At 42.7% G+C, this 21,591-nt stretch carries 23 protein-coding genes; 20 read left to right on the plus strand and 3 right to left on the minus strand.

Annotated features, from left to right (window positions below; all coding sequences use genetic code 11):
- Positions 1–11 precede the first annotated feature (11 nt).
- From CK797_RS07705 to CK797_RS07745, 9 genes are all read left to right on the plus strand, one after another.
- Positions 12–872: an aldo/keto reductase gene (locus CK797_RS07705; RefSeq protein ID WP_104689180.1), complete on the plus strand. Its 861-nt coding sequence runs from the start codon at positions 12–14 to the stop codon at positions 870–872.
- A 109-nt stretch (positions 873–981) separates the two neighbouring features.
- On the plus strand, positions 982–1,863 hold the full coding sequence (locus tag CK797_RS07710) for a LysR family transcriptional regulator (RefSeq protein WP_104689181.1): 882 nt from the start codon (positions 982–984) through the stop codon (positions 1,861–1,863).
- 279 nt (positions 1,864–2,142) lie between these two features.
- Complete coding sequence (locus tag CK797_RS07715) at positions 2,143–3,081, plus strand: aldo/keto reductase (protein ID WP_104689182.1); 939 nt, start codon at positions 2,143–2,145, stop codon at positions 3,079–3,081.
- 14 nt (positions 3,082–3,095) lie between these two features.
- Positions 3,096–4,016, plus strand: a complete 921-nt coding sequence (locus CK797_RS07720) for an amidohydrolase family protein (protein ID WP_104689183.1) — start codon at positions 3,096–3,098, stop codon at positions 4,014–4,016.
- Positions 4,009–4,416, plus strand: a complete 408-nt coding sequence (locus CK797_RS07725) for a MerR family transcriptional regulator (protein WP_104689184.1) — start codon at positions 4,009–4,011, stop codon at positions 4,414–4,416. The genes CK797_RS07720 and CK797_RS07725 overlap by 8 nt, the downstream gene beginning before the upstream one ends.
- A 14-nt stretch (positions 4,417–4,430) precedes the next feature.
- Positions 4,431–4,967 (plus strand): NAD(P)H-dependent oxidoreductase, encoded by a 537-nt coding sequence (locus CK797_RS07730; protein WP_104689185.1) that lies wholly within the window; start codon positions 4,431–4,433, stop codon positions 4,965–4,967.
- 16 nt (positions 4,968–4,983) lie between these two features.
- Positions 4,984–5,271: a YciI family protein gene (locus CK797_RS07735; RefSeq protein WP_104689186.1), complete on the plus strand. Its 288-nt coding sequence runs from the start codon at positions 4,984–4,986 to the stop codon at positions 5,269–5,271.
- A gap of 15 nt (positions 5,272–5,286) precedes the next feature.
- Positions 5,287–5,613 (plus strand): antibiotic biosynthesis monooxygenase family protein, encoded by a 327-nt coding sequence (locus tag CK797_RS07740; protein ID WP_104689187.1) that lies wholly within the window; start codon positions 5,287–5,289, stop codon positions 5,611–5,613.
- Positions 5,614–5,757: 144 nt separating this feature from the next.
- Complete coding sequence (locus tag CK797_RS07745; RefSeq protein ID WP_104689210.1) at positions 5,758–6,864, plus strand: low temperature requirement protein A; 1,107 nt, start codon at positions 5,758–5,760, stop codon at positions 6,862–6,864.
- Positions 6,865–7,070: 206 nt separating this feature from the next.
- Here the strand turns inward: CK797_RS07745 and CK797_RS07750 are convergent, their stop codons facing one another.
- Positions 7,071–7,535 carry a MarR family winged helix-turn-helix transcriptional regulator gene (locus tag CK797_RS07750; protein WP_181049546.1) on the minus strand — a complete coding sequence of 155 codons (465 nt, stop codon included), beginning with the start codon at positions 7,533–7,535 and terminating at the stop codon, positions 7,071–7,073.
- Positions 7,536–7,726: 191 nt separating this feature from the next.
- On the opposite strand from CK797_RS07750, the gene CK797_RS07755 reads away from it, so the two are divergent.
- From CK797_RS07755 to CK797_RS07795, 9 genes are all read left to right on the plus strand, one after another.
- The gene (locus tag CK797_RS07755; RefSeq protein WP_104689189.1) at positions 7,727–8,623 is read left to right on the plus strand and encodes an AvrD family protein; all 897 of its coding nucleotides are present in this window, start codon (positions 7,727–7,729) and stop codon (positions 8,621–8,623) included.
- A 1-nt stretch (position 8,624) separates the two neighbouring features.
- Complete coding sequence (locus CK797_RS07760; RefSeq protein ID WP_104689190.1) at positions 8,625–9,401, plus strand: ATP-binding protein; 777 nt, start codon at positions 8,625–8,627, stop codon at positions 9,399–9,401.
- Positions 9,402–9,414: 13 nt separating this feature from the next.
- Positions 9,415–10,131, plus strand: a complete 717-nt coding sequence (locus CK797_RS07765) for an ABC transporter ATP-binding protein (protein ID WP_104689191.1) — start codon at positions 9,415–9,417, stop codon at positions 10,129–10,131.
- Positions 10,112–12,364: an ABC transporter permease gene (locus CK797_RS07770; RefSeq protein ID WP_104689192.1), complete on the plus strand. Its 2,253-nt coding sequence runs from the start codon at positions 10,112–10,114 to the stop codon at positions 12,362–12,364. The genes CK797_RS07765 and CK797_RS07770 overlap by 20 nt, the downstream gene beginning before the upstream one ends.
- 297 nt (positions 12,365–12,661) lie before the next feature.
- Positions 12,662–13,648 carry a zinc-binding dehydrogenase gene (locus CK797_RS07775; protein WP_104689193.1) on the plus strand — a complete coding sequence of 329 codons (987 nt, stop codon included), beginning with the start codon at positions 12,662–12,664 and terminating at the stop codon, positions 13,646–13,648.
- Between the two features lie 135 nt (positions 13,649–13,783).
- On the plus strand, positions 13,784–15,640 hold the full coding sequence (locus tag CK797_RS07780; protein WP_104689194.1) for a heavy metal translocating P-type ATPase: 1,857 nt from the start codon (positions 13,784–13,786) through the stop codon (positions 15,638–15,640).
- 62 nt (positions 15,641–15,702) lie between these two features.
- Positions 15,703–15,930, plus strand: coding sequence for a heavy-metal-associated domain-containing protein (locus CK797_RS07785; protein ID WP_104689195.1), 228 nt, complete (start codon positions 15,703–15,705; stop codon positions 15,928–15,930).
- Positions 15,931–15,932: 2 nt separating this feature from the next.
- Positions 15,933–16,478: a DNA-binding protein gene (locus tag CK797_RS07790; RefSeq protein ID WP_104689196.1), complete on the plus strand. Its 546-nt coding sequence runs from the start codon at positions 15,933–15,935 to the stop codon at positions 16,476–16,478.
- Between the two features lie 19 nt (positions 16,479–16,497).
- Positions 16,498–17,145, plus strand: a complete 648-nt coding sequence (locus CK797_RS07795) for a Crp/Fnr family transcriptional regulator (protein ID WP_104689197.1) — start codon at positions 16,498–16,500, stop codon at positions 17,143–17,145.
- Between the two features lie 105 nt (positions 17,146–17,250).
- On the opposite strand, the gene CK797_RS07800 is transcribed toward CK797_RS07795, so the two are convergent.
- Positions 17,251–18,282 carry an MmcQ/YjbR family DNA-binding protein gene (locus CK797_RS07800; protein ID WP_104689198.1) on the minus strand — a complete coding sequence of 344 codons (1,032 nt, stop codon included), beginning with the start codon at positions 18,280–18,282 and terminating at the stop codon, positions 17,251–17,253.
- Between the two features lie 165 nt (positions 18,283–18,447).
- Between CK797_RS07800 and CK797_RS07805 the strand changes: the two genes are divergently transcribed.
- On the plus strand, positions 18,448–19,437 hold the full coding sequence (locus CK797_RS07805) for a zinc-binding dehydrogenase (RefSeq protein ID WP_225365044.1): 990 nt from the start codon (positions 18,448–18,450) through the stop codon (positions 19,435–19,437).
- Between the two features lie 42 nt (positions 19,438–19,479).
- Positions 19,480–20,298 (plus strand): MerR family transcriptional regulator, encoded by an 819-nt coding sequence (locus CK797_RS07810; RefSeq protein WP_104689199.1) that lies wholly within the window; start codon positions 19,480–19,482, stop codon positions 20,296–20,298.
- Between the two features lie 70 nt (positions 20,299–20,368).
- On the opposite strand, the gene CK797_RS07815 is transcribed toward CK797_RS07810, so the two are convergent.
- A complete protein-coding gene (locus CK797_RS07815; protein ID WP_181049547.1) occupies positions 20,369–21,460 on the minus strand; it encodes an FRG domain-containing protein in 1,092 nt (363 codons plus the stop codon).
- Between the last annotated feature and the right edge of the window lie 131 nt (positions 21,461–21,591).

Consider the following 21,591-nt stretch of genomic DNA (forward strand, 5'->3'; position numbering starts at 1 on the left):
GGATGTTAATAATGCAAACAGTAAAACTTAATAATGGAGTAACGATTCCTCAACTTGGTTTTGGTGTTTTTCAAATGGATGATCTGGATGAGTGCTACCAAGCAGTGACAGAAGCAATTAAAGCTGGATACCGATTATTTGATACGGCAGCAACTTACGGCAATGAAGCAGCGGTTGGACGAGCAATCCGGGAAAGTGGCATTCCTCGTGATCAGTTCTTTGTTACTTCCAAGATGTGGATACAAGATTACCAAGGAACAAGACCACAAAAAGCCATTGACCAGTCACTAACCGAATTAGGTCTAGATTATATTGACTTATATTTGATCCATATGCCATATGGGGATGTCTTTAATGCTTGGCGGGCAATGGAAGAATCCTATCAAGCCGGCAAGTTACGGGCAATTGGTGTTTCTAATTTTTCACCGGATCAAGTTACGAACTTAATGTTGTTTAATAATATAAAACCAGCGATTAATCAGTTAGAAGTTAACCCATGGAATCAGCAGCAAGCAAACGTTCTTTTTAATCAAAGACAAAATATTCAGGTGGAAGCTTGGGCACCATTTGCGGAAGGCAAGAATCAGATATTTACTAATAAGACGTTACAGCAAATTGCACAAGGACACCACAAAACGACTGGTCAAGTTATCCTCCGGTGGCTAATGCAGCGTGGAATTGTGGTTATTCCTAAGAGTGTTCATCAAAAGCGGATTCAGGAAAACATTGATGTTTTTGATTTTTCTTTGTCAGAAACTGAAATGCAGTTAATTACAAAACTTGATCAGCAAACAAGTCAATTCTTTAATCCTCATGATCCAGAAGCAATTGAAACGATTGTGAATGGTGGTCGCCCAGGTGCTAACCATTAATAGCAATGTATGAAACGGGATAACATTGGTTATGGAGAAGTTGGCGTTCCAATATGAATTGATATAATTAAACTGAATAATATTGTGATATCAATTCAAGGAGAAAAGGATGGAAACTAGAATTTTGCGTTATTTTTTAGCAGTTGCCAAACAGGGGACTATTTCCGGAGCTGCTCGTGAACTCCATATTTCTCAACCAACTCTTAGTCGTCAAATTCAACAGCTTGAAGACCAGTTGAATACGCCGTTATTTACCAGGGAAAGACGACGGATGTACCTTACTAAAGCAGGAAGTGCATATGAGGCAAAGGTTCGTCACATCTTAAGCGAACTCGACCAAGCAAATCAGATGGTTGCCACAATCAATAATGATGATTTGACGGGAATAATCCGAATTGGTTGTGTCGAATCGGAAGTAACCAAGATCCTAATTCCGCAACTTGTTGACTTTCATAAACGATACCCCCATGTTCGCTATAATTTTTACGATGCCGATGGTGAAGATATTAAAACGCATCTTGATCAAGGACTTCTAGAGCTCGGTCTAGTATCAACGCCGATCAGCACTGCTAAATATCACACGCTTCAAATTCCAATTAAAGATCGTTGGGGGTTATTAGTACGACCTGACAGTAAATTGGCTAAACAGCAGACGGTAACGGTAGCAGACTTACATGATTTACCGCTAATTATTCCTCATCGTTCATTGATTTATGATGAATTAAATGATTGGTTAATACCACATGGTACACAGTTACAAGTCGTTGCGGAATCAAATTTACTGGCAAATGCCTGTTATCTTGCAGAAGCCGGGGTTGGTAATATTGTCTGTATTGAGGGAGCACCCCGGCCGGCTTCAACTGATTTAAAGTTCATCCCGTTTTCTCCTGAACGTCACCAGAATCAATTTTTAATTTGGCGAAAAGGGGTGGCATTAACAGAACCCACTCAAAAACTCGTTGAAAAAATTTGTAAGGATATTCATGCTTAAAATAACCAATGTGCTTTCTTTGGTAATTGGACAGTATAGGATAAAGGAAAGAGCCTGTTATAACGATTGTGATTAATCGCTATAACAGACTTTTTACATAGGGAAGAAACCGTGAATATTTAACTAAGTAAGTAACAATTAGAGTGGTTGACTGCTTAATTATTATGTTTGGAAAATAATTGAATTTTTTCTTGACCTTGAGTTAACTCCAAGTAGTACTGTAATGATGTAAATGAATATAGAAGTAACTAATGGATTTAATTTAAGGAGGAATTTGCAATGGTAAGTCAACCCAAAATTGTTTTAGGTGCTTGGGCATGGGGTGATAATAATAGCTACTTTGGTAATAACTATGACCAAGCTCATTTTCAAAAGGTATATGATGAAGCAATCAAAGCCGGCTTAACTTTTTGGGACACTGCATATGCATATGGGGCCGGAGCATCTGAAGAGTTGCTAGGTAATTTAATGCAGAATACACCTCGTGAGCAGTTAACGATTTCCACTAAGTTTACTCCCCAGATGGCTGACAATAGTAGCAAGCCGGTTGAATCGATGCTTGCCGGTAGTTTACAACGGCTGCAAACCGACTATGTTGATTATTATTGGATCCATAATAACGCTGATGTTGAGAAATGGACGCCACAGGTTATTCCATTAGTTAAAAGTGGGAAAGTAAAGCATATTGGGGTATCAAATCATACTCTTAGCGAGATTAAGCGGGTCCAGGAAATCTTGAATGAAGCCGGCCTAAAACTAGACGCAGTCCAAAACCATTTGAGCTTATTAGATCGGACTTCAGAACAAGCCGGTATTTTAGATTATTGCCGAGAAAATCGTATTCAATTCTTTGCTTACATGGTTTTAGAACAAGGCGCCTTGACCGGTAAGTATACCACTGACAATCCCTTCCCAGCAGGAAGCGTTCGCGCACAAGTTTATAACAATAAACTTCCCCAATTAACTAGCCTTATTAATGAACTAAAAGAGGTTGGTGATAAGCACAATATTAGCGTTGCGCAGACTGCAATGGCATGGGCCGTTTCTAAGGGTGCTTTACCAATTATTGGTGTTACTAAAACTAACCAGGTTGCTGATGCCGCTACTGTTGCTCAAGTTCAATTAAACGATGACGAAGTTACGCGTTTGGAAAAGGTGGCTGATGCAGCTGGTGTCAATACGATTGGTAGTTGGGAACAGGATATGCGTCAAGATTAATATAAGAGGTTAAGATGATGAAAGTTGATGTTTTTGCGCACGTATTACCGCCACGGTTTTATCAAAAGATGCTATCGATTGAACCGGCATTACCACAAAAGTTCCCGTTCATTAATCATCCGTTGTTAACAGTACCTAACCAACGTAACCAATACTTGCCGAAAGATGTCTACCAAATTATCTCAGCCGTGAATGTTAACCCTGAAGATTATGTTAATTCTGAAGCGGCAGCTGAAATATGCCAGGTAGGTAATCAGGAAATTCAATCGCTAGTTGAAAATAACGATCGTTTTATTGGCGGGATTGCGATGCTACCAATGAACAACATTTCGGCAGCGGTCAAGATTATTGAAGGTATCCCTCACAATCCGGAATTGATAGGAGTCCAAATATTTACCCGGGCGCTTGGTCAGAGTATTGCTGATGAACAATTTCAGCCAATTTTTGCGGCAGCTAGTGAAAACAAAGTTCCCTTATTACTTCATCCGGTTTTCGATAATCGTAAGCCGGATAATAACATTGTCTTCAGCTGGGAATACGAAATTAGTCAGGCCATGATGCAAATCGTCCAAGCTGACGCTTTTGTGAAATTCCCTAATCTCAAAATCATTGTTCACCATGCTGGCGGAATGATTCCTTTCTTTGCTGAACGGATTAACCATATTTTGCCGCCTGAACAAAGCCAGGATTTTCAACGTTTTTATGTTGATACAGCTTTACTGGGTAACCCGAAAGCAATTGAGTTAGCTGTTAGCTATTTTGGCGTTGAACATGTCCTGTTTGGGACGGATGCACCACTAGGAATTGCTCCAGCTGGTGCAACTGCCGAAATTATTAAGGCGATTGAGACAGCCGGTTTAACTAGTGGACAGCAAGCAATGATTTTTAGTGATAACTTTAACCGATTATTTACTAAGGAGAAACAAAATGGCTGATTTAACTATTACCGAAGTAAGTAAAAAATATGATATTAAGCCAGATACTCTCCGTTACTATGAGCGGATCGGGCTAATCCCTAAAGTACCACGGCAAAGCAATGGTAATCGTTACTACAATGAGGGCTTACAGGGATGGATTGAAATGATTGTTTGCTTACGCCATTCAGATGTGCCTGTAGAAAAGCTGGTTGATTATGCTGAAATGCTAAGGCAAGGTGACAGTACTCTGGATGCTCGGGAGGAACTTCTGAAAGAGCAGCTAGCGGAATTAGAGCAACGAAAAAGTAATCTTAATCGCTCAATCAAGCGTCTTAAACACAAAATTTCACTATATGATTCTGGTGAAATTAAAAAGGGCAAAAGTTACTTTGAAGAATACAAAATTATGGATGACTAGGAGGAAGATTGATTATGAAGACAACTGTTTTAGGTTTTCACCCCAATTGGGATCAATCACGGGTTAATAAGACCTTAGCTAATGGCCTTGATCAACAGATCGAAGTCCGTAACATGTACCAACTGTACCCTGATTTTAAGATCGATGTTGAAAAGGAGCACCAAGTTCTTGAAGCAGCCGATCGGATTGTTTTGCAGTTTCCAATGTACTGGTACAGCTCACCAGCTTTACTAAAGCAATGGGAAGATAACGTTTTGTCTTATGGTTGGGCATATGGTACTGATGGGACAGCGCTCGATGGAAAAGAATTGATTATTGCTGTTTCACCAGGTGCTGATAATTATGGGCCAAATGGTTTCGTTAAATATACTGTTCATGAATTATTGCGGCCATTTCAGGCAACAAGCCGCTTAATTGGAACAACCTACATTAAGCCGTTTGTAACAACTGGCTCAATTCACCTAACTGATGAACAATTAAACCATCAAGCCCAACTATATAATGATTACTTACTTAGTGATCATTTAGAAATTCTCGGTGATTTTAAATAATTAAGGAGAGAGTTTTATGTATTTAATTAACGTTAAAATCGATCCACAAACGAAGATTAATGATGAAAAAATGAATGCTCATCGACAATGGTTTAAGTCATTTTATGACCAGCAAAAATTTCTCATTGTTGGTCCGTCAAAATCCATTCCCATGTCCGGAATCATTATTGCCCAAGCTAAGGACCGCGATGAACTCGATAAGATGATTTCGCAAGATGTTTTTTATCCCCAGGAAGCCAGTTATGAAGTAAACGAATTTAAGGCTAATTTGGTAAGTAGTGACATTAAACCAGATCGAGACTAAAAGAGGTGTTAATTAATGAGTTTAACGATTAATCTATACTATACTGGCAAGAACGGCAGTGCCCAAGCCTTTGCCAGAGAAATGGAAGAAAGTGGCCTTGCTCAGCAAATAAGGGACGAAGAAGGAAACGAATCTTACAGGTACTTCCAGCCCCTAAATGATCCAGAGACAATCCTATTAATTGACCAGTGGAAGAATCAACAAGCAATTGATCGACATCATCAATCACCAATGATGGCACAATTAGCACAGTTACGTGACAAGTATGACCTGCATATGAAAGTGCAAAGATTTATGCCAATTAGTAATAATTCCGGGGATGAACAATACCTTCGAAATTAGCTCTGATTAACCAGTACAAATAGATTGTGGCAATTACCAGGACCTTATTTTATAATTTTGGGAATGAGAAGAATGAGATTGGAAATTAACCATTATGGAATTACCAGTTTCACCATTACTAAATTAAATAAGGATGTGATTTCATTGGCTAAAGAAGTTACAAAACGAGTTTCGTTAGTGGAATTATTCTATGATCTTGTGTTCGTCTATATGGTTTCACGGGCAACGGAAATTCTTCATCATGTCCAGAACGGTATTGTTAATTTACCAACCCTGGCTATCTTTGCGTTGGTGATGATTATTTTCATTAATTCCTGGATGGTGCAGATGGTTTTTACAAACCGGTATGGTAAATCATCGATCACGAACATTATCTTTTCGTTCGTCGATATGGCGATCATTTTGTACATGTCAAATACGTTTACTGTAACCTTTGATCAACATCTTTCAACATTTTTTACTGCAGCGGGATTGTTATCATTAACTCTCTGCCTGCAGTATCTAATCGTTTATTGGAAAACTGAGCGGCAAGTTGATCGGCAAATTACGAGAGCTTTTTCGAGCATTCTTGCCTTTAGAGCGTTAACTTTATTTGTCGGTGGCTTTTTTCCTAACCATGTAGGGATCGCAATTGCATTGGGAGGAGTTATTATTAGTTGGATTGCACCGGCATTTACCGGTAAGTATACCCGTCATAATCCAATTATCTTTTCCCATCTGGTAGAACGTTTGACGGCGCTGATTATCGTAATGTTTGGAGAAACAATTATTAACATTGCGGGGTACTTTACTCGGTCTAGCTTCTCACCGCAGTCGATTATGATATTTGTGACTGTAGCGGCGCTGTTCTTTACGTACATTGTTGAATTTGATCACTTAATTGAGGAAAGGCAGACCAACCAGACCGGGAACTTAATGATTTACCTGCACTACTTTGTCTTATTTGGCTTGAGCTTAATTACCGTTGCTTTGAAGTTTATTGATGAACCAGAAATTCACCCAACGTTCTCGGTAACGTGTTTATATCTGGGCCTGACCCTGTTTTACGTTGGTTTGGCAATTTCTAATTACTATAATAAATTTAAGGTTACTAAGCCAATTGTTGCTTGTTTCGTCATAATAACTGCCATTGGTTTTGGTATTTCATTGTGTAATCCAACCTTTACATTAATAGTCGAAACAGTGGTGGCTGTTACTTTAATTAACGCCATAGTATTAACGGGTTTTAACATCAGAAGAGTTCGTGATTAAAACCTAGTATTATTTATCAATATGTTGAAAAGGGTAAAATAAAATCTCTACCGCAATGATGGGCGGTAGAGATTTTTTGCAATTAATTAAGGAATTCATTGTTATTTTTCGCTCGGTTTCATAATTCGGTACAACGCCGATTTTGACAAGTCAACTTTGGATTGTGTTTCGCAGTAAGTATGATGTTAAAGGTAACTATATGTACACTATTCTTCCATGTTAAATCGTCTGCGGATTTTAGAAATGCTATCTGTTCCTTGTAAATATGAGCTTAAAATGTCTATTAATTCATCAACTTGGCTTGGATCATAGATCTTTTGTTCAATAATCTCATTAAATTTTTCGTTAGCGCTATTTATTTTGGGAATCAGCTCTTTTCCTTGGGCGGTTAAGGCGATTAAACTAACCCGTTTGTCTGACTTATCAATCTTTTTAACTAATAGTTTCTTTTTAATCAAAGATTGGACTAATCGACTGGGGGACTTTTTTTCACAAATTAGCAAATTTCCTAGATCCTTTACAGACATTGCACCATATGAATTTAGGATAGTTAGTACCTCAACTTGATTGGCAGTTAGCTTTAAATCCTTAAGTAAACTATTGAAAACAGATAATGATTCTCGTTCACAACTTTTAATTAAGAATCTTAAAATTTCAATTTTGTTATCCATTATTACACGCTTTCTAAACCTAATTGCTGTCGGGATAATTTTACTATGATCAGTTTGATTGATGCAATTAATCAATCCTAAAAAACTATTGACACCAAAAAGTGCATGACATATCATACATTACATAAAATGTATGATATGTCATGCACTTTAAAATAAAAGGGGCTATTTGGCTAAGAAAGGGGTAAGAAATGAACATAAATGAGATTTTAGGAGAGTATAACACCAGGTATTTTGGGGCTGGACACAAGAATACAGGATACTTAATTAAAGATATTCGTGAAAAAGAAGATCACTCATATGAAGCTAATGCTACCGTAAATATTTCAAAAAAGAATTGGTCTATCAAGGACGGAAAAATTATGAAAGCTCATCTCAGTACTATTGACGCTTTAGTGTTGAGCTGCTTGATGGTAGAAAAGGCATTATCAGATGTTGATGTGAACAAATTTTATGTCCATAAATTTACGATTAAAGCTGGTAGCTCTGCTATTGAAAACTTAGATAAAATTCCGATAACGCTTAAAGAAATAACAATCAATGATAAACAAATAAACTGTCAAGTTGATGTAAACAAAATGAACGTAAAGCTATTACTCAAATTAAGGAACAACCTGCCTTCAGGTCAGTCAAACGGCGACAATTATATAAGCAATCACTTTAAAGATTCTGTGGTAGAAATTGATGATGTTCATTATATTAACCAATCTGCTTTAAGTACTAAAGTGACCAAAATGATTGAGCGAGATAGGAGTTATCAAGGGTTGGGAAGCTGTGATCAAAACAGGATATCAATTGTGGAGTGGCTAGTTGTTTTCTCTCAATTAGGAGAAGTAATGGCATACCATTTTGATGACTTAAAGAGATCTGAATCTGAAAACCTATGGATGAAAAGAGTGAAAGCGACTTTTAACGAAGGCACAAAGGAAGACCAACCTATTATAAATATTAGCGAGATTATTAATACTTCCTTGGTAAATATGAAGGGAAATAAGTGGCGGGTAATTAACGCTAAAGGATCAGATATTAATAATTCATTTTACATTGAAGCTAAAATAGCTCATCAATTACCTACGGAGGATAAATAGTATGGGAAAAAATAAAAAACGTTTAGTAATATCTGGCACATATTCGACGGGGAAAACTACTCTTACAACTGCTTTATCAAATTTAACCGGGATTCCTTTAATCAATGCTTTGTCAGCTAGGGAAATATTAACAGACCTATATCCAGGCAGACGTTTTCAAGATATGACTGCATCTGAACTTATGGCACTTGGGCTTAAAAGATTCGAGGAAAGAATACGTGCAGAGGAACAAGCTGTAGAACAAAAAAATGGATTTATTTCAGATGGTTCAGTATTAAATGAATGGATTTATGGAACAGTGCGAATGAAGGTTGGTATTAACCCAGGTTCTACATGGCCTCATAGAGTGGCTAAAGCAGTCACTGGAATTTCATCTAAGCCGTTCATGAAAAAATATTTAAATAGTTATGGAACGGTTGCTAAAGCGCACGCCAGAGAATGGTATACGGATATTATTCATTTACCAATAGAATTTCCGATGGATGCCGATGGTCACAGACCGGTATCTGAAAAGTACAGAATATTATCGGATCGAGAAATTATTAGTTCGTTTAAGGAATTAGGCTTTAATCCTTTTGTTGTTAAGGGTCCGGTTCAGCAACGTTTAGAAAAAATAGTCCAGCATTACGACCTACCAGTTGTCATGTCTGCCGATGAGGCAATTAAAAAGGCCCAGGAGCAAATAAAGACTAATCGTGAAGCAGTATCTAAAAGGATTATTGAGCAGTATCACGAGCCGACCCTAAAGGAAAAGATTAAGTTAATGACCGAATATTAAAAGGAAAGTTATTATGATTGAATTTGAAAAAATTGATAAGGAATATCAAGTTGGTGACCAATTAGTAAAGGCTCTCCATGATGTGAGCTTTGAGATAGAACAGGGAAAGTTAACAATAATTTTAGGGCCGTCTGGTTCGGGAAAAAGTACGTTATTGAATATTTTAGGTGGAATGGATAGACCTACCAGGGGAAAAGTGAAGTTCGATGATCAGTTAGTTTCTGAGCTGAATGATCATGGCCTGACGGACTATAGGAGAAAAGTAGTTGGTTTTGTTTTCCAATTTTATAATTTAATTCCGAGCTTAACCGCACTAGAAAATGTTGCAATTGCAGCGCAATTAAATGACAACAACCAACAGGCAGAAGATTATTTGCGCAAGGTCGGATTATCTGAGCGCTTAAATAATTTCCCTAATCAAATGTCTGGTGGTGAAATGCAGCGGGTTTCGATTGCGAGGGCTTTATCAAAAGAACCTAAATTACTGTTATGTGATGAACCTACTGGAGCACTCGACTCAAAAACTAGTATGAAAATAATGAAAATACTTCAAGACATTTCTAAATCTAGTGAAACTGCCGTAGTGATGGTGACACATAATCCTGAATTTGAACAGTATGCAGACCATGTTATTAGGTTAAACGACGGTCAAATAGAAAAGGCATATGATAATGAAAGTCCCAAAATTGTGGAGGGAGAAAGTTTAGCAAATGAAGATATTGAATCGTAAATTATTTCGAGATATAAGATATAATTGGACTCAATTTATGTCGGTCTTTTTAATGGCGGCACTCTCTATTATTGTATTTGTTGGCTTACAAGGAGCATGGCATGGGTTAAAAGATAGTTTAAATAATTATTTAGCAGAAAATCATCTGCCTAATTACTGGATTCAGGGAAGTTATGTTACTGAAGAAGATAAAAATAAGCTAATGGATATTTCAGGCATAAAAAAAGTAAGGTCTGGAACTAGACTACAAGTTAGGCAAGATGATCATCATCTAATTATTGATTCATTCCAAACCCCCTTAATTGATTTATATCAGGTAAAAGGGAATAAGTATAATAGTCAAAGCAGTAATGGAATATGGATTAATAAGGAATATGCTAAAGCTCATACTTTAAAGGTTGGCGATAATCTACCATTGACGTATGCCAATAAAAAAATAGTTTTAAAAGTAAAGGGTATTGTTCAAAGTCCTAGTCGGATCTACTTTACTGGCACACAAGAATTTATTGCTCCTAATTATTCTAATTATGGTTATGCTTACGTTTCACCTAAAACTTTAAGAAAATCATTCAATTATGTGGGCCCGCAAAACATTATTGAGATTGATGGAAAGCATAAGAATTTAAGAAAAGAAATAGAGAAAATATTTGGTGCTAGATTGTTAACATACTATAATCGGCAAACATTGCCAGACGTTTCTACAGCGACAGAACGAGTTGGGGAGATAAAGAACCTTTCGTATCTATTCTCTTTTATTTTCCTCTTGTTAGCAATTTTGGCGATGTACACAACGATTAGACGATTAATTACTAGTCAAACAGGTGAAATTGCCACTCTGAAAGCCCTAGGATTTTCGAATGCCAAAATTCAAGTCCATTATGCAAGTTTTGGACTATTAGTGGGTGGGCTTGGAACAACTGTTGGAACGATAGTAGCTCCACTAATTTCCTGGTATGTTTTATCAACCCAAAAGAGTATGTTTTCTCTTCCTAATTGGAATATATCATATGAATTTTCTGCGTATGTGGTAATTATTATTGTTATTTTGATCTGCGTTTTGTCGGCTTACTTAGCTGCTAGAAGTGGGTCAAAAGGGTTGCCGGCTGTATATTTAAGAGGTGCTGAAGAAACCACAGCAAGAAGGATTTGGCTTGAACATTGGCAAGGCTTGTGGAAACACCTGCCATATTCTAGTCGTTGGGCCATAAGAGATGCCTTTATCAATCGTACAAGAACGTTAATGGGAATTATTGGCGTGGCTGGCGGCATGATGTTAACAATTGCCGGAATCGGTATGCCACAGTCGATGACCCATTTAGTTGATAAGGCATATAATGATGACTTTTCATACCAAAAAAGGCTGTACGTTAATAATTCTGAAGCATATCGAAGAACTCATCCGCAAGCTAAACAGTGGGTTCAAATAAGCCAGGCACATTTTACCCCTGATGATGGCTATAACAGGTTACTAATTGTAGTCGACCATGGTGATCGCGTTAATATGAAGACAACGAAGGGTGGAACCATCCATAATGGAGGGTTGTATGTCACGCATGGCTTTGCCAAGAAAGCAGGAATCAAGGAAGGTGAACATTTAAAGGTTAGGACTTTTGGAAGCAGTAAGCAGCACTCTTTCAAGGTTAAGGGTATTATTGCCACCGAAACTAATCAGGGGGCTTACATAACCGCCCATACTTGGCAAAAAGCTGAGGGGTTCTATCAACCAACGACGTTATTAGTTGGCAAGAATTACCAATATCATAAAAATGATATTAATTCGACCATTAATATTAGTGAGCAAAAGAAAAATGCATATAACTTTGTAAATAGTCTAATGAGCATTTTTGCCTTAATTATTATGTTTGGTGCATTATTAATCATTATCGTTCTCTATAACCTAGGCTCATTGAGCTTTGTTGAAAGAATGAGAGATTATGCAACTTTGCGTGTGCTTGGAATACATAAGAACGAACTGCGTACATTAACGCTGGTTGAGAATTTAATTACTACCTTTATTGGTTGGTTAATAGGTATTCCAGCCGGAATATGGTTTTTGGGACAGTATGTTGATACATTTTCAACCATCAATTTAGAGTATATAAGATACTATAATTGGCAAACCATTTTAATTGCATCCCTGTTTGTATGGATTTGTTCGTTATCGACTACTTTATTTATTAGTCGTAGAATTAAAAATATTGATATGGTCCAGGCTTTAAAGGGCGTGGAATAAAGAAAATCACTTACTAGTCCTAAACAAGAAGACTAGTAAGTGATTTTTCACATTAATAAGCGATACATCTAGGAGTATGAAATTGCCCAGTTCACAGGTTATCTTAACCTAAGGACGTTTCCACAGATGGTAACCGACGTGATCTCAACTTGATGAAAAATATATTGGTTATTGATTGGCCATAGCTATGCAATCTTTCTATTAATGAAGACTAAATTTTAAAACGAGCTGGCAGACGGACCTTATAGGTAACGGAATGGTATACTGAACTTATCAATCAAAAAGGAGTACTGAACCATGAAAGCACTTGTCGTCAAGCGTCCAAACGATAAAATAATTGATCACCTGCAGATCATCGATGTTGCCAAACCCGTGCCTGCACCCAACCAGGTACTGATCCGCGTCCACGCGGTTGGGTTGAACCCGGTCGACTATAAGGTTGTCGAGAGCGGCGTACCTGCCTGGACCTACCCGCACACCCTCGGGCTGGATGTTGCTGGGGAGATTGCTGCGGTGGGGGCAAACGTTACCGACTGGCAGGTTGGAGAACGGGTATCTGGTCACGGTGATTTGGCAAAGAACGGCTGTTTCGCTGAATTTGTTACCGTGCCAACCTACCAACTGGCCCGGATTCCGGCCGAGGTCAGCTATGAAACGGCTGCCAGTCTGCTCTGTGGTGCCTTGACCGCGTATACCGCCGTGGAGCGCAAACCAAATCTGACGAACGTCAAGACGGTCCTGATTCACGCCGGTGCCGGCGGGGTCGGTAGCATCGCCATTCAACTGGCAAAGCTTCACGGTTTCAGGGTTTTTACTACAGTTTCCACTGGGAAGATCGAGTATGTCCGCCAGTTTCATCCGGATGTCATTATCGACTATCGTAAGGAGAATGTCGATGATCGTATTGAACAGCTGACCGGTGGATCGGGCGTTGACCTGATCATTGACACGGTTGGTAAGGCTGAGGCCGAACGTGACTTGCGTCGTCTTGCTTACAATGGAACCTTGGTGACGATCGTGGATGTGCCGGACTTGACGGGTGTCCCAATGTTTGATCGTGGGCTGAGTGTGGATGTTGTTAACCTCGGTGGCGCCCACCACAGCGGTAATCTAGCCCAGCAAGCAGATCTCGGAAAGATGAATGCCGAAATGCTGAATTTAGCTGCGGCCGGGAAGGTCGACCCACTGATTGAAAAGGTAATTTCTTTTGACCAGATCAAGGCTGGCCTGCAGGCAATCAAAGATCACCAGGTTGTCGGGAAGCTCGTGGCTAAGATTGGTTAAACAATATTGATGATCCCTGATACATCATTGTGGTGCAGCGGGGATTTTTTGATTCGTTTGCATTTTGAAATTGATAATTATCAATTTAATTTCAGTTCCTTCTCCCTATACTTTGAAGGTGAAGGAGGGGAAATTATGGTTAGAACTCAACATTTTTTTACGAAACACCGCCAAGCATTAGTCATTCTGATGACCAGCTTGCTGGTTTTGGCCGAGGCAGCGCGTTGGCTGGGGCAAATGACAACGGTGTACCAGGGTATCATGGCGGTGGCCGGTGTCATTGGCTTCTTGCCAATTCTGCTTACGGCAATCTCGTCACTCCAGGTGCGGCTGATTTCCATTGATGTCCTGGTCAGTACCGCCGTAATTGGGGCGTTTATTATTGGTGAGTATAACGAGGCGGCAATCGTCACCTGGCTATTTATGCTCGGTGAGGTCCTGGAAAATGTAACTCTGCAGAAGACACGATCAGCGGTTAAACAGCTTACTGACCTGGCACCCCAGACGGCCTGGGTGGTTACTCCGGCTGGTGCTGTTCACCAAGAAGATATCGACTTTCTGGATCCGGGTACCCATATTCTGATTAAAACCGGCAGCCAAATACCGGTTGATGGCAATGTTTTGAGTGGTAGCGCCCTGGTTAACGAGGCCAGCATCACGGGTGAGTCCCGTTTGGTTAGGAAGGGCGTAGGCAATACGGTCTTCGCTGGGACGATCTTGGAGAGCGGCACCCTCACCGTCGAGATGACTGCAGCGGGGGATGATACCACCTTTGGCAAAATTATTGAACTGGTGGAGGAGGCTCAGGATTCTCAAACGAAGGTACAGCGATTTATCGACCGTTTTGCCCAGTATTACACACCCTTTGTCCTGATTGTGGCGGTCGTGGTTGGTTTCCTTACCCAGGATATCAGGCTGGCGATCACCGTGATGGTTCTTGGTTGTCCGGGAGCACTGGTAATCGGAGTGCCGGCATCGACTGTGGCGGGGATTGGGAATGGTGCCCGTCGTGGAATCCTCTTCAAAGGTTCTGATGTGATGGATCGCCTGCGTCGTGTCGATACGATCGCTTTTGACAAGACCGGAACCCTGACCATTGGCAAGCCGACGGTCCAGACCCTATTAGTCTTGAAGGGCGACCGGCAGAAGATTATCGACCGGGCCGTAGCGATTGAGCGTCAGTCGGACCACCCGCTGGCTCGGGCAATCACTGCCCTGCCAACTCAGCAGTCACTGACACCGATTAATGTTCAGACACTTAAAGGGCAGGGAATTCGTGCCAAACTGATGGACCAGGAATATCTGCTGGGAAATCGATCTCTAGTGAAAGCAGTTGTTGGGAACAACACCGAACTAGATCAAGCTGTTAACCAACTTGTAGCGATCGGCGACTCCCTGGTGATTTTGGCTAGTACTGACCAGCGGGAATTAGCGATCTTTGGAATTAATGACCAGCTGCGCCCCCAGGCCAGCGTAGCTTTGCAGCACTTGAAGCGGTTGGGTGTCAAGCAACTGGTGATGCTGACCGGGGACAACGTAGGAACGGCTCGGGAAATTGCCGCTACCCTCCCCATCGATACGGTTCGCGCCGGAATGTTACCTCAGGATAAAGAACGCTTCGTTACCGATGAGCGGCGACGTGGGCATCGGGTCGCCTTCGTCGGGGACGGAATCAACGATAGTCCTGCCCTAGCCGCGGCTGATGTTGCCATCGCAATGGGCTCGGGGACAGATGTGGCGATGGATGTTGCCGACTTAGTTTTAGTAAAGTCCGACCTGACCAAACTGGTTACCGCCCGCCAGTTAGCCCAGCGGACCATTATGAACATGAATGAGAACATTATAATTGCCCTTCTGACCGTCCTCCTGCTGTTTATCGGTTTGTTTGCCGGCTATGTTGAGATGGCGTCGGGGATGCTGATTCACGAACTCAGTATCCTGGTTGTGATCCTGAACGGCATGCGGCTTATCAAATATTCACCCCAAAGTTGATATCTATCAAATCTTTATGGCAGAACTCTAGTTAGAATGAAACATGTAAGGAAGTGTTATCAATGGAAAAGGTAATGATGAAACTTGGTGGGCTAACCTGTCCATCATGCTTGACCAAAATTCAAAAGAGTGTTGAAACAGTGAATGGTACCGCAGATGTTAAGGTATTATTTAATGCTGGCAAGGTAAAGTTTAGTCTTGATCCGACTGTCACTTCGCCACAGGTGGTTCAAGATAATATTGAGAAAATGGGTTACACGATCCAAGGAATCAAGACAAAGGAGGTTTAACGATGACAAGCGCCGAACAATACAAACAGGAACTAAAGCAGAGCGACATTGATCATCATACCCCGACTGCGGGGGCAATGACCGGCCATATTATTGCCAATCTGCTAATTCACACCCTTAAGGTCAGTCAGGCTAAGCTATTCGTCCAGGGACCGACTGTCCTTTTTCTGATGCAGTACGGGAATCAGTGGATCAGCTACGAACAAGCCGTGTTTGCCAAACTTAACTGCCTACTGGTCAATAATGGGGAGAGTATCCCTACGACCACGGACCAGTTTAAGCAGTTTGCAATGTTGGAAGAGAACGGGGCTAGTAAGTACGATTCAGGTACCACCCAGCTGTTTGATCTCGTCAAGGACTTTGATACCCAGACCCTGTTTATCACCAAGGGTATTACCCTGGCCCAGCAGGCGGCCTGGCCGGAGCTGGTAACTGCCTTGAGTGATCTTTTAGCGTGGATTAAGGATCAGATTGCCTTGACCCAGCGCTTCCTGGGACATGACCTACGCACGGGGTTGTATACTGAAGAAGATGATGATGACTTTTAATAATTAAAGGAGGAATTCGATGGCTGAGGAAATGTGCGTTCAGCTGGTCCCGCTCTTTAACCATCTTGGCCTTGAACGGCAGCGCCAGGTGGAGCGACTGGTTCACCACCAGCATGTTCGCCGGGGGACGATCGTTGTCAGCCCGGCTGCCAGCGATCGGCTAGTGATTGTCAAGCAGGGGCGTGGCCGGATGTATCAGCTTAGCCCGGCCGGTGAGGAGCAAGTACAGCGGACTCTGACTACCGGAGATTATGTTGGGGAAACCTGGTTACTGGGAGTTGAGAATACCAGTAGCTACGTTGAAATGACAACAGATAGCGACATTTGTGTTCTAAACCGGACGGAGTTTATCCACCTGATCCAAGGTCAGCATGATATTGCCTTAAAGCTTTTGGCTGGTCAGGCGGTAACGATCAGTTGCCTTCGTCAACAGACTCAGCTGTTGGGATTGCCCAATGTCTCCAGGCGGCTGATTGCCTACTTCAACCAACTAGTGGTCCAGCAGGGAAGCACCACGGTGACTCTGCCGTTGAAGCTGAAAGATCTAGCCTCCTACCTGGGAACGACCCCGGAGACTCTATCGCGTCGACTGGCCAAACTACAGGAAAAGGGATGGATTAATCGTCATCAGCGCCGGGTACAAGTGCTAAGACAAGTGGAAAAATAAGTAATCCCCGAGATACTGACACATTGGTATCTCAGGGATTATTTTTAATTCAGAAAAAGCAAAATAATTTAATTTGGCCGTAAGCATCTGACTTTTACAATTATATTACTTCTCAAGCTGCTCAAGCAGATTCGCCGGTACGTGGCGTGGCCCCTGAACGGAAGTTACCCCGTGCTGCTTAATATAGGGGAAGGTGAACTGGTCATGAGCGTATTCCTTCTCCAGCTGGAGCTGCATTACCCGCTTGATCTTTAGCTCAGGGCTCTGGTAGTTGTAGGGTATATCCGTTGCCATAACCCGACAGCGGTAGATGATTGCCTTGACCGGGGCAGAGACATAGAGAAAGACGGTGTCACCGACCCGGACCGTGGTTGACTGCTTCCAGGTAATAGTATCATGGTCGACGAAGGCGTGCATGATATCGTAGTACTTGGGATTGGCAGGTACTAACCAGGCGTGGGATTTAGTTAGCAACTGCCGACTGGCTTGGACCAGCTGTTTGAGGTCTGCGTCAGTCAGGGTATCGTCGAGAGTCACGCAGATCCAATTCTTCCTGCTGAGGTGGTAGCCAGGGTAGATCCCGTCACACTGTAATAGGGCTGAGCGTTGTTTCGGCGGACACCGCAGTTCGATGACCTCGACTCGGTCCTTGCCGGTTGCCTGTTTGTTGGTCAGCCGAGCCCGGAGGATATTCATTACCAGTCCGTACCACTTCTGCGACTGAGGCTCACGGAAAACAGCATAATCTGGCAGCCTTTTGAAGACGAACGCGGGGTGGTCATGAAACTCCTGGTCAATCCAGGTGGCTAGCCGGTTGGCCTGATCTCCGTGGAAAGGAACACTGATGAAACTTTGATCGGCAATTCTGTGAAGGAGGTTTAGGTAGGCAGTTTTAACCCGGGCAGCGAAGGGACCGCAGTGGGCGGCGCGCAGGGGAAGATATTCCTCGCCTGTATTATTGTCAATGACGTTGCCACTGACCCGCCCGTCATGTTTGACTTGGACGACCGCACGGAACTGTCCACCCATGAAATCTTGCTCGTACTGGTAATTATGTTTGTATTGGGCGAACCCGGCGGCAGGAAGCTTAGCGAAGTTCGGACGCTTCTTATGAAAGGCTTCTTCTTCGATTGTCATGGTGGGCCTCCTTAGTTATTTTCTCCATTATAAGATATCTCATCCCATTGATAGAAATAAATAGTAACAGATATCTCATGTTTGGGCTGTTTGTCATGATGGTGATTGACTGTAACGCATCGTCATAGATTATATTGGCTATAAAGGATGAAAGGGGTTTTAATCATGTTAAAGGATACAATGCAAGCAATTCAACTTACTCGGCCATGTACTGCCGCTGAATTGACACCCACTGAAGTTAAAATTCCACAATTGAAGCCGGGGTACGCCCTGGTTAAGGTTAAAGCCTTTGGGGTCAACGAATCCGAAGTTACAAGCCGGAAGGGGGAATCATCACCTGACTTCAAGTTTCCCCGGATTCTTGGTATCGAGGGGGTCGGCGTTATTGACCGAGTCACCTCAGACTCTGCCTTCAAGCCAGGGCAAAAGGTCGCCGCGATGATGGGTGGCATGGGTCGGGCCATTGACGGTTCCTATGCTGAATACATGCTGATTAAGGAGCAGAACTTGATCCCGTTTGAGAGCAACCTGGACTGGTCAATCCTCGGGGCATTGCCAGAGATGCTGCAAACAGCCTATGGTTCCATCAGTCAGGGCCTTCATGTGCAGAAGGGTGAATTCCTCCTGATTCGGGGCGGCAGCTCGACGGTTGGCCTAATGGCAGGAGTCTTGGCCCATCACATGGGCGCTAAGGTAATTGCTACGACACGAAATGAGGGTAAGCTGGCCACGATGAAGAAGTTGGGGATTGACTACCCCATCTTAGACGATCAGGATTTTACCAACCGGGTTAAGACAATTGCCCCGGATAAGGTGGATAAGGTCCTAGAATTGGTCGGCTTCTCAACCCTTTTCCAAGATATGGGCCTAGTCAAGTCAGGCGGCCTGACTTGTTTCACCGGGGCCCTTGGCGGCCATTGGACATTGGACAACTTTTCCCCGTTTATGATTCCGACTGGGGTTTACCTAACCAGTTATGCCGGTGAGTCCAAGGACTTACCGACCAAGTATTTTAACCACGTTCTTAAGCTGATTGAGAATCACCAGCTGACCATACCGATCGCTAAGGTTTATCATGGCCTCGCTGAAGTTGGTCAGGCCCAAGCCAACTTGGAGTCCGGTAAGTTCAGTGGTAAGCACGTGGTAGTTCTTTAGGCGTAAAATGGAGGAAACCGGTATTAAAAGGGGAAGCAGAAGATGGATGATAAACAGTTAATGACCATTTCACAATTTGCCAAGGCGGTGGGAACGACCCGGCGAACCCTCATCTTTTACGACCAGAAGGGGGTCTTCAAACCGCAAAAGACGATGGCAAATGGTTATCGTTACTACAGCTATGAGCAGATCTACAAGATGAACTTCATCCTCGGCTTACGCGACCTGGGGCTGTCTGTAGAGAATATCAAGGACTATCTTAATGACAGCAGTTCGGAGACGCTGAATCAGAAACTCGGTGAGCTGAAGGAGAAGGTGCAGACCCGCATCAAGAACCTACAGGAAGTGTTGGCCATCCTGAATCAGAAGGAGGAACACAATACCCAGTTGACTGACGTGGACTTCTACGTGGTCAAGAAGGTCTTCCTGCCGCGTCGTGATTTCTGGTGTTCGGACTTCAAAGTGGACTGTTCGGAAAAGGAAATTGCTCAGGCATACAGCAACTTTTATCAGCGGCTGGGTGCGGGAATTATGGCGAATAATATGCTATCCGGTTTTCTGACCGATCTTCCCCAAGCCCATGCCAATTGCTATGCCGATGCTGGCTTTCGGATCATCAAGGAGAAGTCTTTTGATAACCAAGTGAATGTACCGATGTTGAGCCAGGCCACCGGTGAATATGTCGTGGTCAAAGTCAAGGATGACGGTGCCGGAATTGAAAAGGGACTGGCGGCCTTGCGGACGTTTGTGACCCAGCGAGGACTTAAGATTGGTAATAATCTCTGGCAGTTCAACATTGGGATGGACATCCAGCGACTGGGTCTGACCGAAAATAGTATCCTGGCTTACCGAATTGTTTAAGTGGGGTCATGGCTTAGAAAAACTAGTAAAACTTCCCATGGTTGGGTGGCAGCCATGGGAAGTTTGCTGTTTAAAGTCCTAAGTACTTGTCTTTGATCATTTCGGCCTTCTTGGCGTGGTCCTCGGGATAGATGAAGCTGTAGTCGATCCCCAGCTTGGCTAGCTCGTCTAGGATCGACCGTTTATACCGGGCGGGGATAATGTATTTTTCTTTTTCGTCCGGGTTTTCCACGTTGTAAAGGCTGAGGATATCGATCGCTAGCTGGGCCCGACGCTCAACCTCAGTGTAGTCAATGGTAACGGATTGATCGTATTCGTCACCGATGAAGGGTACGAAGAGGAAGAGCCCCTGCTGGTTCTCCATTCGCCGACTCATCCGCTTGATTGTAACGATTTTAGGTACGATCAGTTCAAGCGGATTCAGCTTGTTGGCAAAGCTGGGGATGTCGCGCTTGGCCTCCTCAAACAGGCGGAGGAAGGGCAGAGTCTGCAGGTCGTGTTTGAACTCGGCAAAGTAGTCAGAATCTTCACTATCGAAGTAATTCAGGTAATCATCGCTCCAAAGGCGGTGCTGCTGGGCGATGTAGCTGTTATCCAACTGGTAGAAGTTCTTGATAGCCTGGAAGAAGGAGCTTTTGTCGGCCATCGACTGTCGGGCCAGGGAGGACTCTAGCTGCATCTCATTGGAAAAGGCGTTCTTCTTAAAGTAGTTGTGATTGGTCCGGCCGCTCTTAAATCGGTACTCAGCAATCAGGTTGTCCCAACCACGCTGGTTGAGCATTCTAGCCAGCTTATCTGGATTGGGTTGGTCCTTGTAGACATAAACCTCGCCGTTACCCTGGCCACCCTTGACCGCAAAAAAGAGGGCAATTAAGGGGCTAGAACTGACATCCAGCAGCCGGGTTGGCAGGTGGTAATGTTCCATCAGTGCCATTCGCTCGAAGTTGGTCCGGCACTTCTCGAAGAGCTGGGGATCAGCCATTAGGAAGTCGTTGAAGAGATTATCCTCGTTGTCAAGTAGTTTCCGACTTCGGAAGATTGACGGCAAGGTATTGGAGAAGGCGTCGTCCTGCCCGCGAAAATAGTAGTTATGATCCTTATTGTTGATGAGTTGCTCGATCTCCTCAATATAGTTGGAGACCGTCGTGATGTTGTGAATCATCTGAACCGACCTGCCTTTTGATAATAATGAAATGACGTGTAGTTTTCTCAATAATATCCCGCACTGGCGACGAAGACAAGGACTGCCTATGAAAGGATGCCGACACATGAAAACACCCTTGGTATCACCAT

Source organism: Limosilactobacillus pontis (assembly GCF_002940945.1).
Taxonomy (GTDB): Bacteria; Bacillota; Bacilli; order Lactobacillales; family Lactobacillaceae; genus Limosilactobacillus; species Limosilactobacillus pontis_A.

Coding starts and splice junctions, on each gene's coding strand:
- CK797_RS07705 (WP_104689180.1), top strand. CDS start 12: ATGCAAACAGTAAAACTTAATAATGGAGTAACGATTCCTCAACTTGGT.
- CK797_RS07710 (WP_104689181.1), top strand. CDS start 982: ATGGAAACTAGAATTTTGCGTTATTTTTTAGCAGTTGCCAAACAGGGG.
- CK797_RS07715 (WP_104689182.1), top strand. CDS start 2,143: ATGGTAAGTCAACCCAAAATTGTTTTAGGTGCTTGGGCATGGGGTGAT.
- CK797_RS07720 (WP_104689183.1), top strand. CDS start 3,096: ATGATGAAAGTTGATGTTTTTGCGCACGTATTACCGCCACGGTTTTAT.
- CK797_RS07725 (WP_104689184.1), top strand. CDS start 4,009: ATGGCTGATTTAACTATTACCGAAGTAAGTAAAAAATATGATATTAAG.
- CK797_RS07730 (WP_104689185.1), top strand. CDS start 4,431: ATGAAGACAACTGTTTTAGGTTTTCACCCCAATTGGGATCAATCACGG.
- CK797_RS07735 (WP_104689186.1), top strand. CDS start 4,984: ATGTATTTAATTAACGTTAAAATCGATCCACAAACGAAGATTAATGAT.
- CK797_RS07740 (WP_104689187.1), top strand. CDS start 5,287: ATGAGTTTAACGATTAATCTATACTATACTGGCAAGAACGGCAGTGCC.
- CK797_RS07750 (WP_181049546.1), bottom strand. CDS start 7,535: ATGGATAACAAAATTGAAATTTTAAGATTCTTAATTAAAAGTTGTGAA.
- CK797_RS07755 (WP_104689189.1), top strand. CDS start 7,727: ATGAACATAAATGAGATTTTAGGAGAGTATAACACCAGGTATTTTGGG.
- CK797_RS07760 (WP_104689190.1), top strand. CDS start 8,625: ATGGGAAAAAATAAAAAACGTTTAGTAATATCTGGCACATATTCGACG.
- CK797_RS07765 (WP_104689191.1), top strand. CDS start 9,415: ATGATTGAATTTGAAAAAATTGATAAGGAATATCAAGTTGGTGACCAA.
- CK797_RS07770 (WP_104689192.1), top strand. CDS start 10,112: ATGAAGATATTGAATCGTAAATTATTTCGAGATATAAGATATAATTGG.
- CK797_RS07775 (WP_104689193.1), top strand. CDS start 12,662: ATGAAAGCACTTGTCGTCAAGCGTCCAAACGATAAAATAATTGATCAC.
- CK797_RS07780 (WP_104689194.1), top strand. CDS start 13,784: ATGGTTAGAACTCAACATTTTTTTACGAAACACCGCCAAGCATTAGTC.
- CK797_RS07785 (WP_104689195.1), top strand. CDS start 15,703: ATGGAAAAGGTAATGATGAAACTTGGTGGGCTAACCTGTCCATCATGC.
- CK797_RS07790 (WP_104689196.1), top strand. CDS start 15,933: ATGACAAGCGCCGAACAATACAAACAGGAACTAAAGCAGAGCGACATT.
- CK797_RS07795 (WP_104689197.1), top strand. CDS start 16,498: ATGGCTGAGGAAATGTGCGTTCAGCTGGTCCCGCTCTTTAACCATCTT.
- CK797_RS07800 (WP_104689198.1), bottom strand. CDS start 18,282: ATGACAATCGAAGAAGAAGCCTTTCATAAGAAGCGTCCGAACTTCGCT.
- CK797_RS07805 (WP_225365044.1), top strand. CDS start 18,448: ATGTTAAAGGATACAATGCAAGCAATTCAACTTACTCGGCCATGTACT.
- CK797_RS07810 (WP_104689199.1), top strand. CDS start 19,480: ATGGATGATAAACAGTTAATGACCATTTCACAATTTGCCAAGGCGGTG.
- CK797_RS07815 (WP_181049547.1), bottom strand. CDS start 21,460: ATGATTCACAACATCACGACGGTCTCCAACTATATTGAGGAGATCGAG.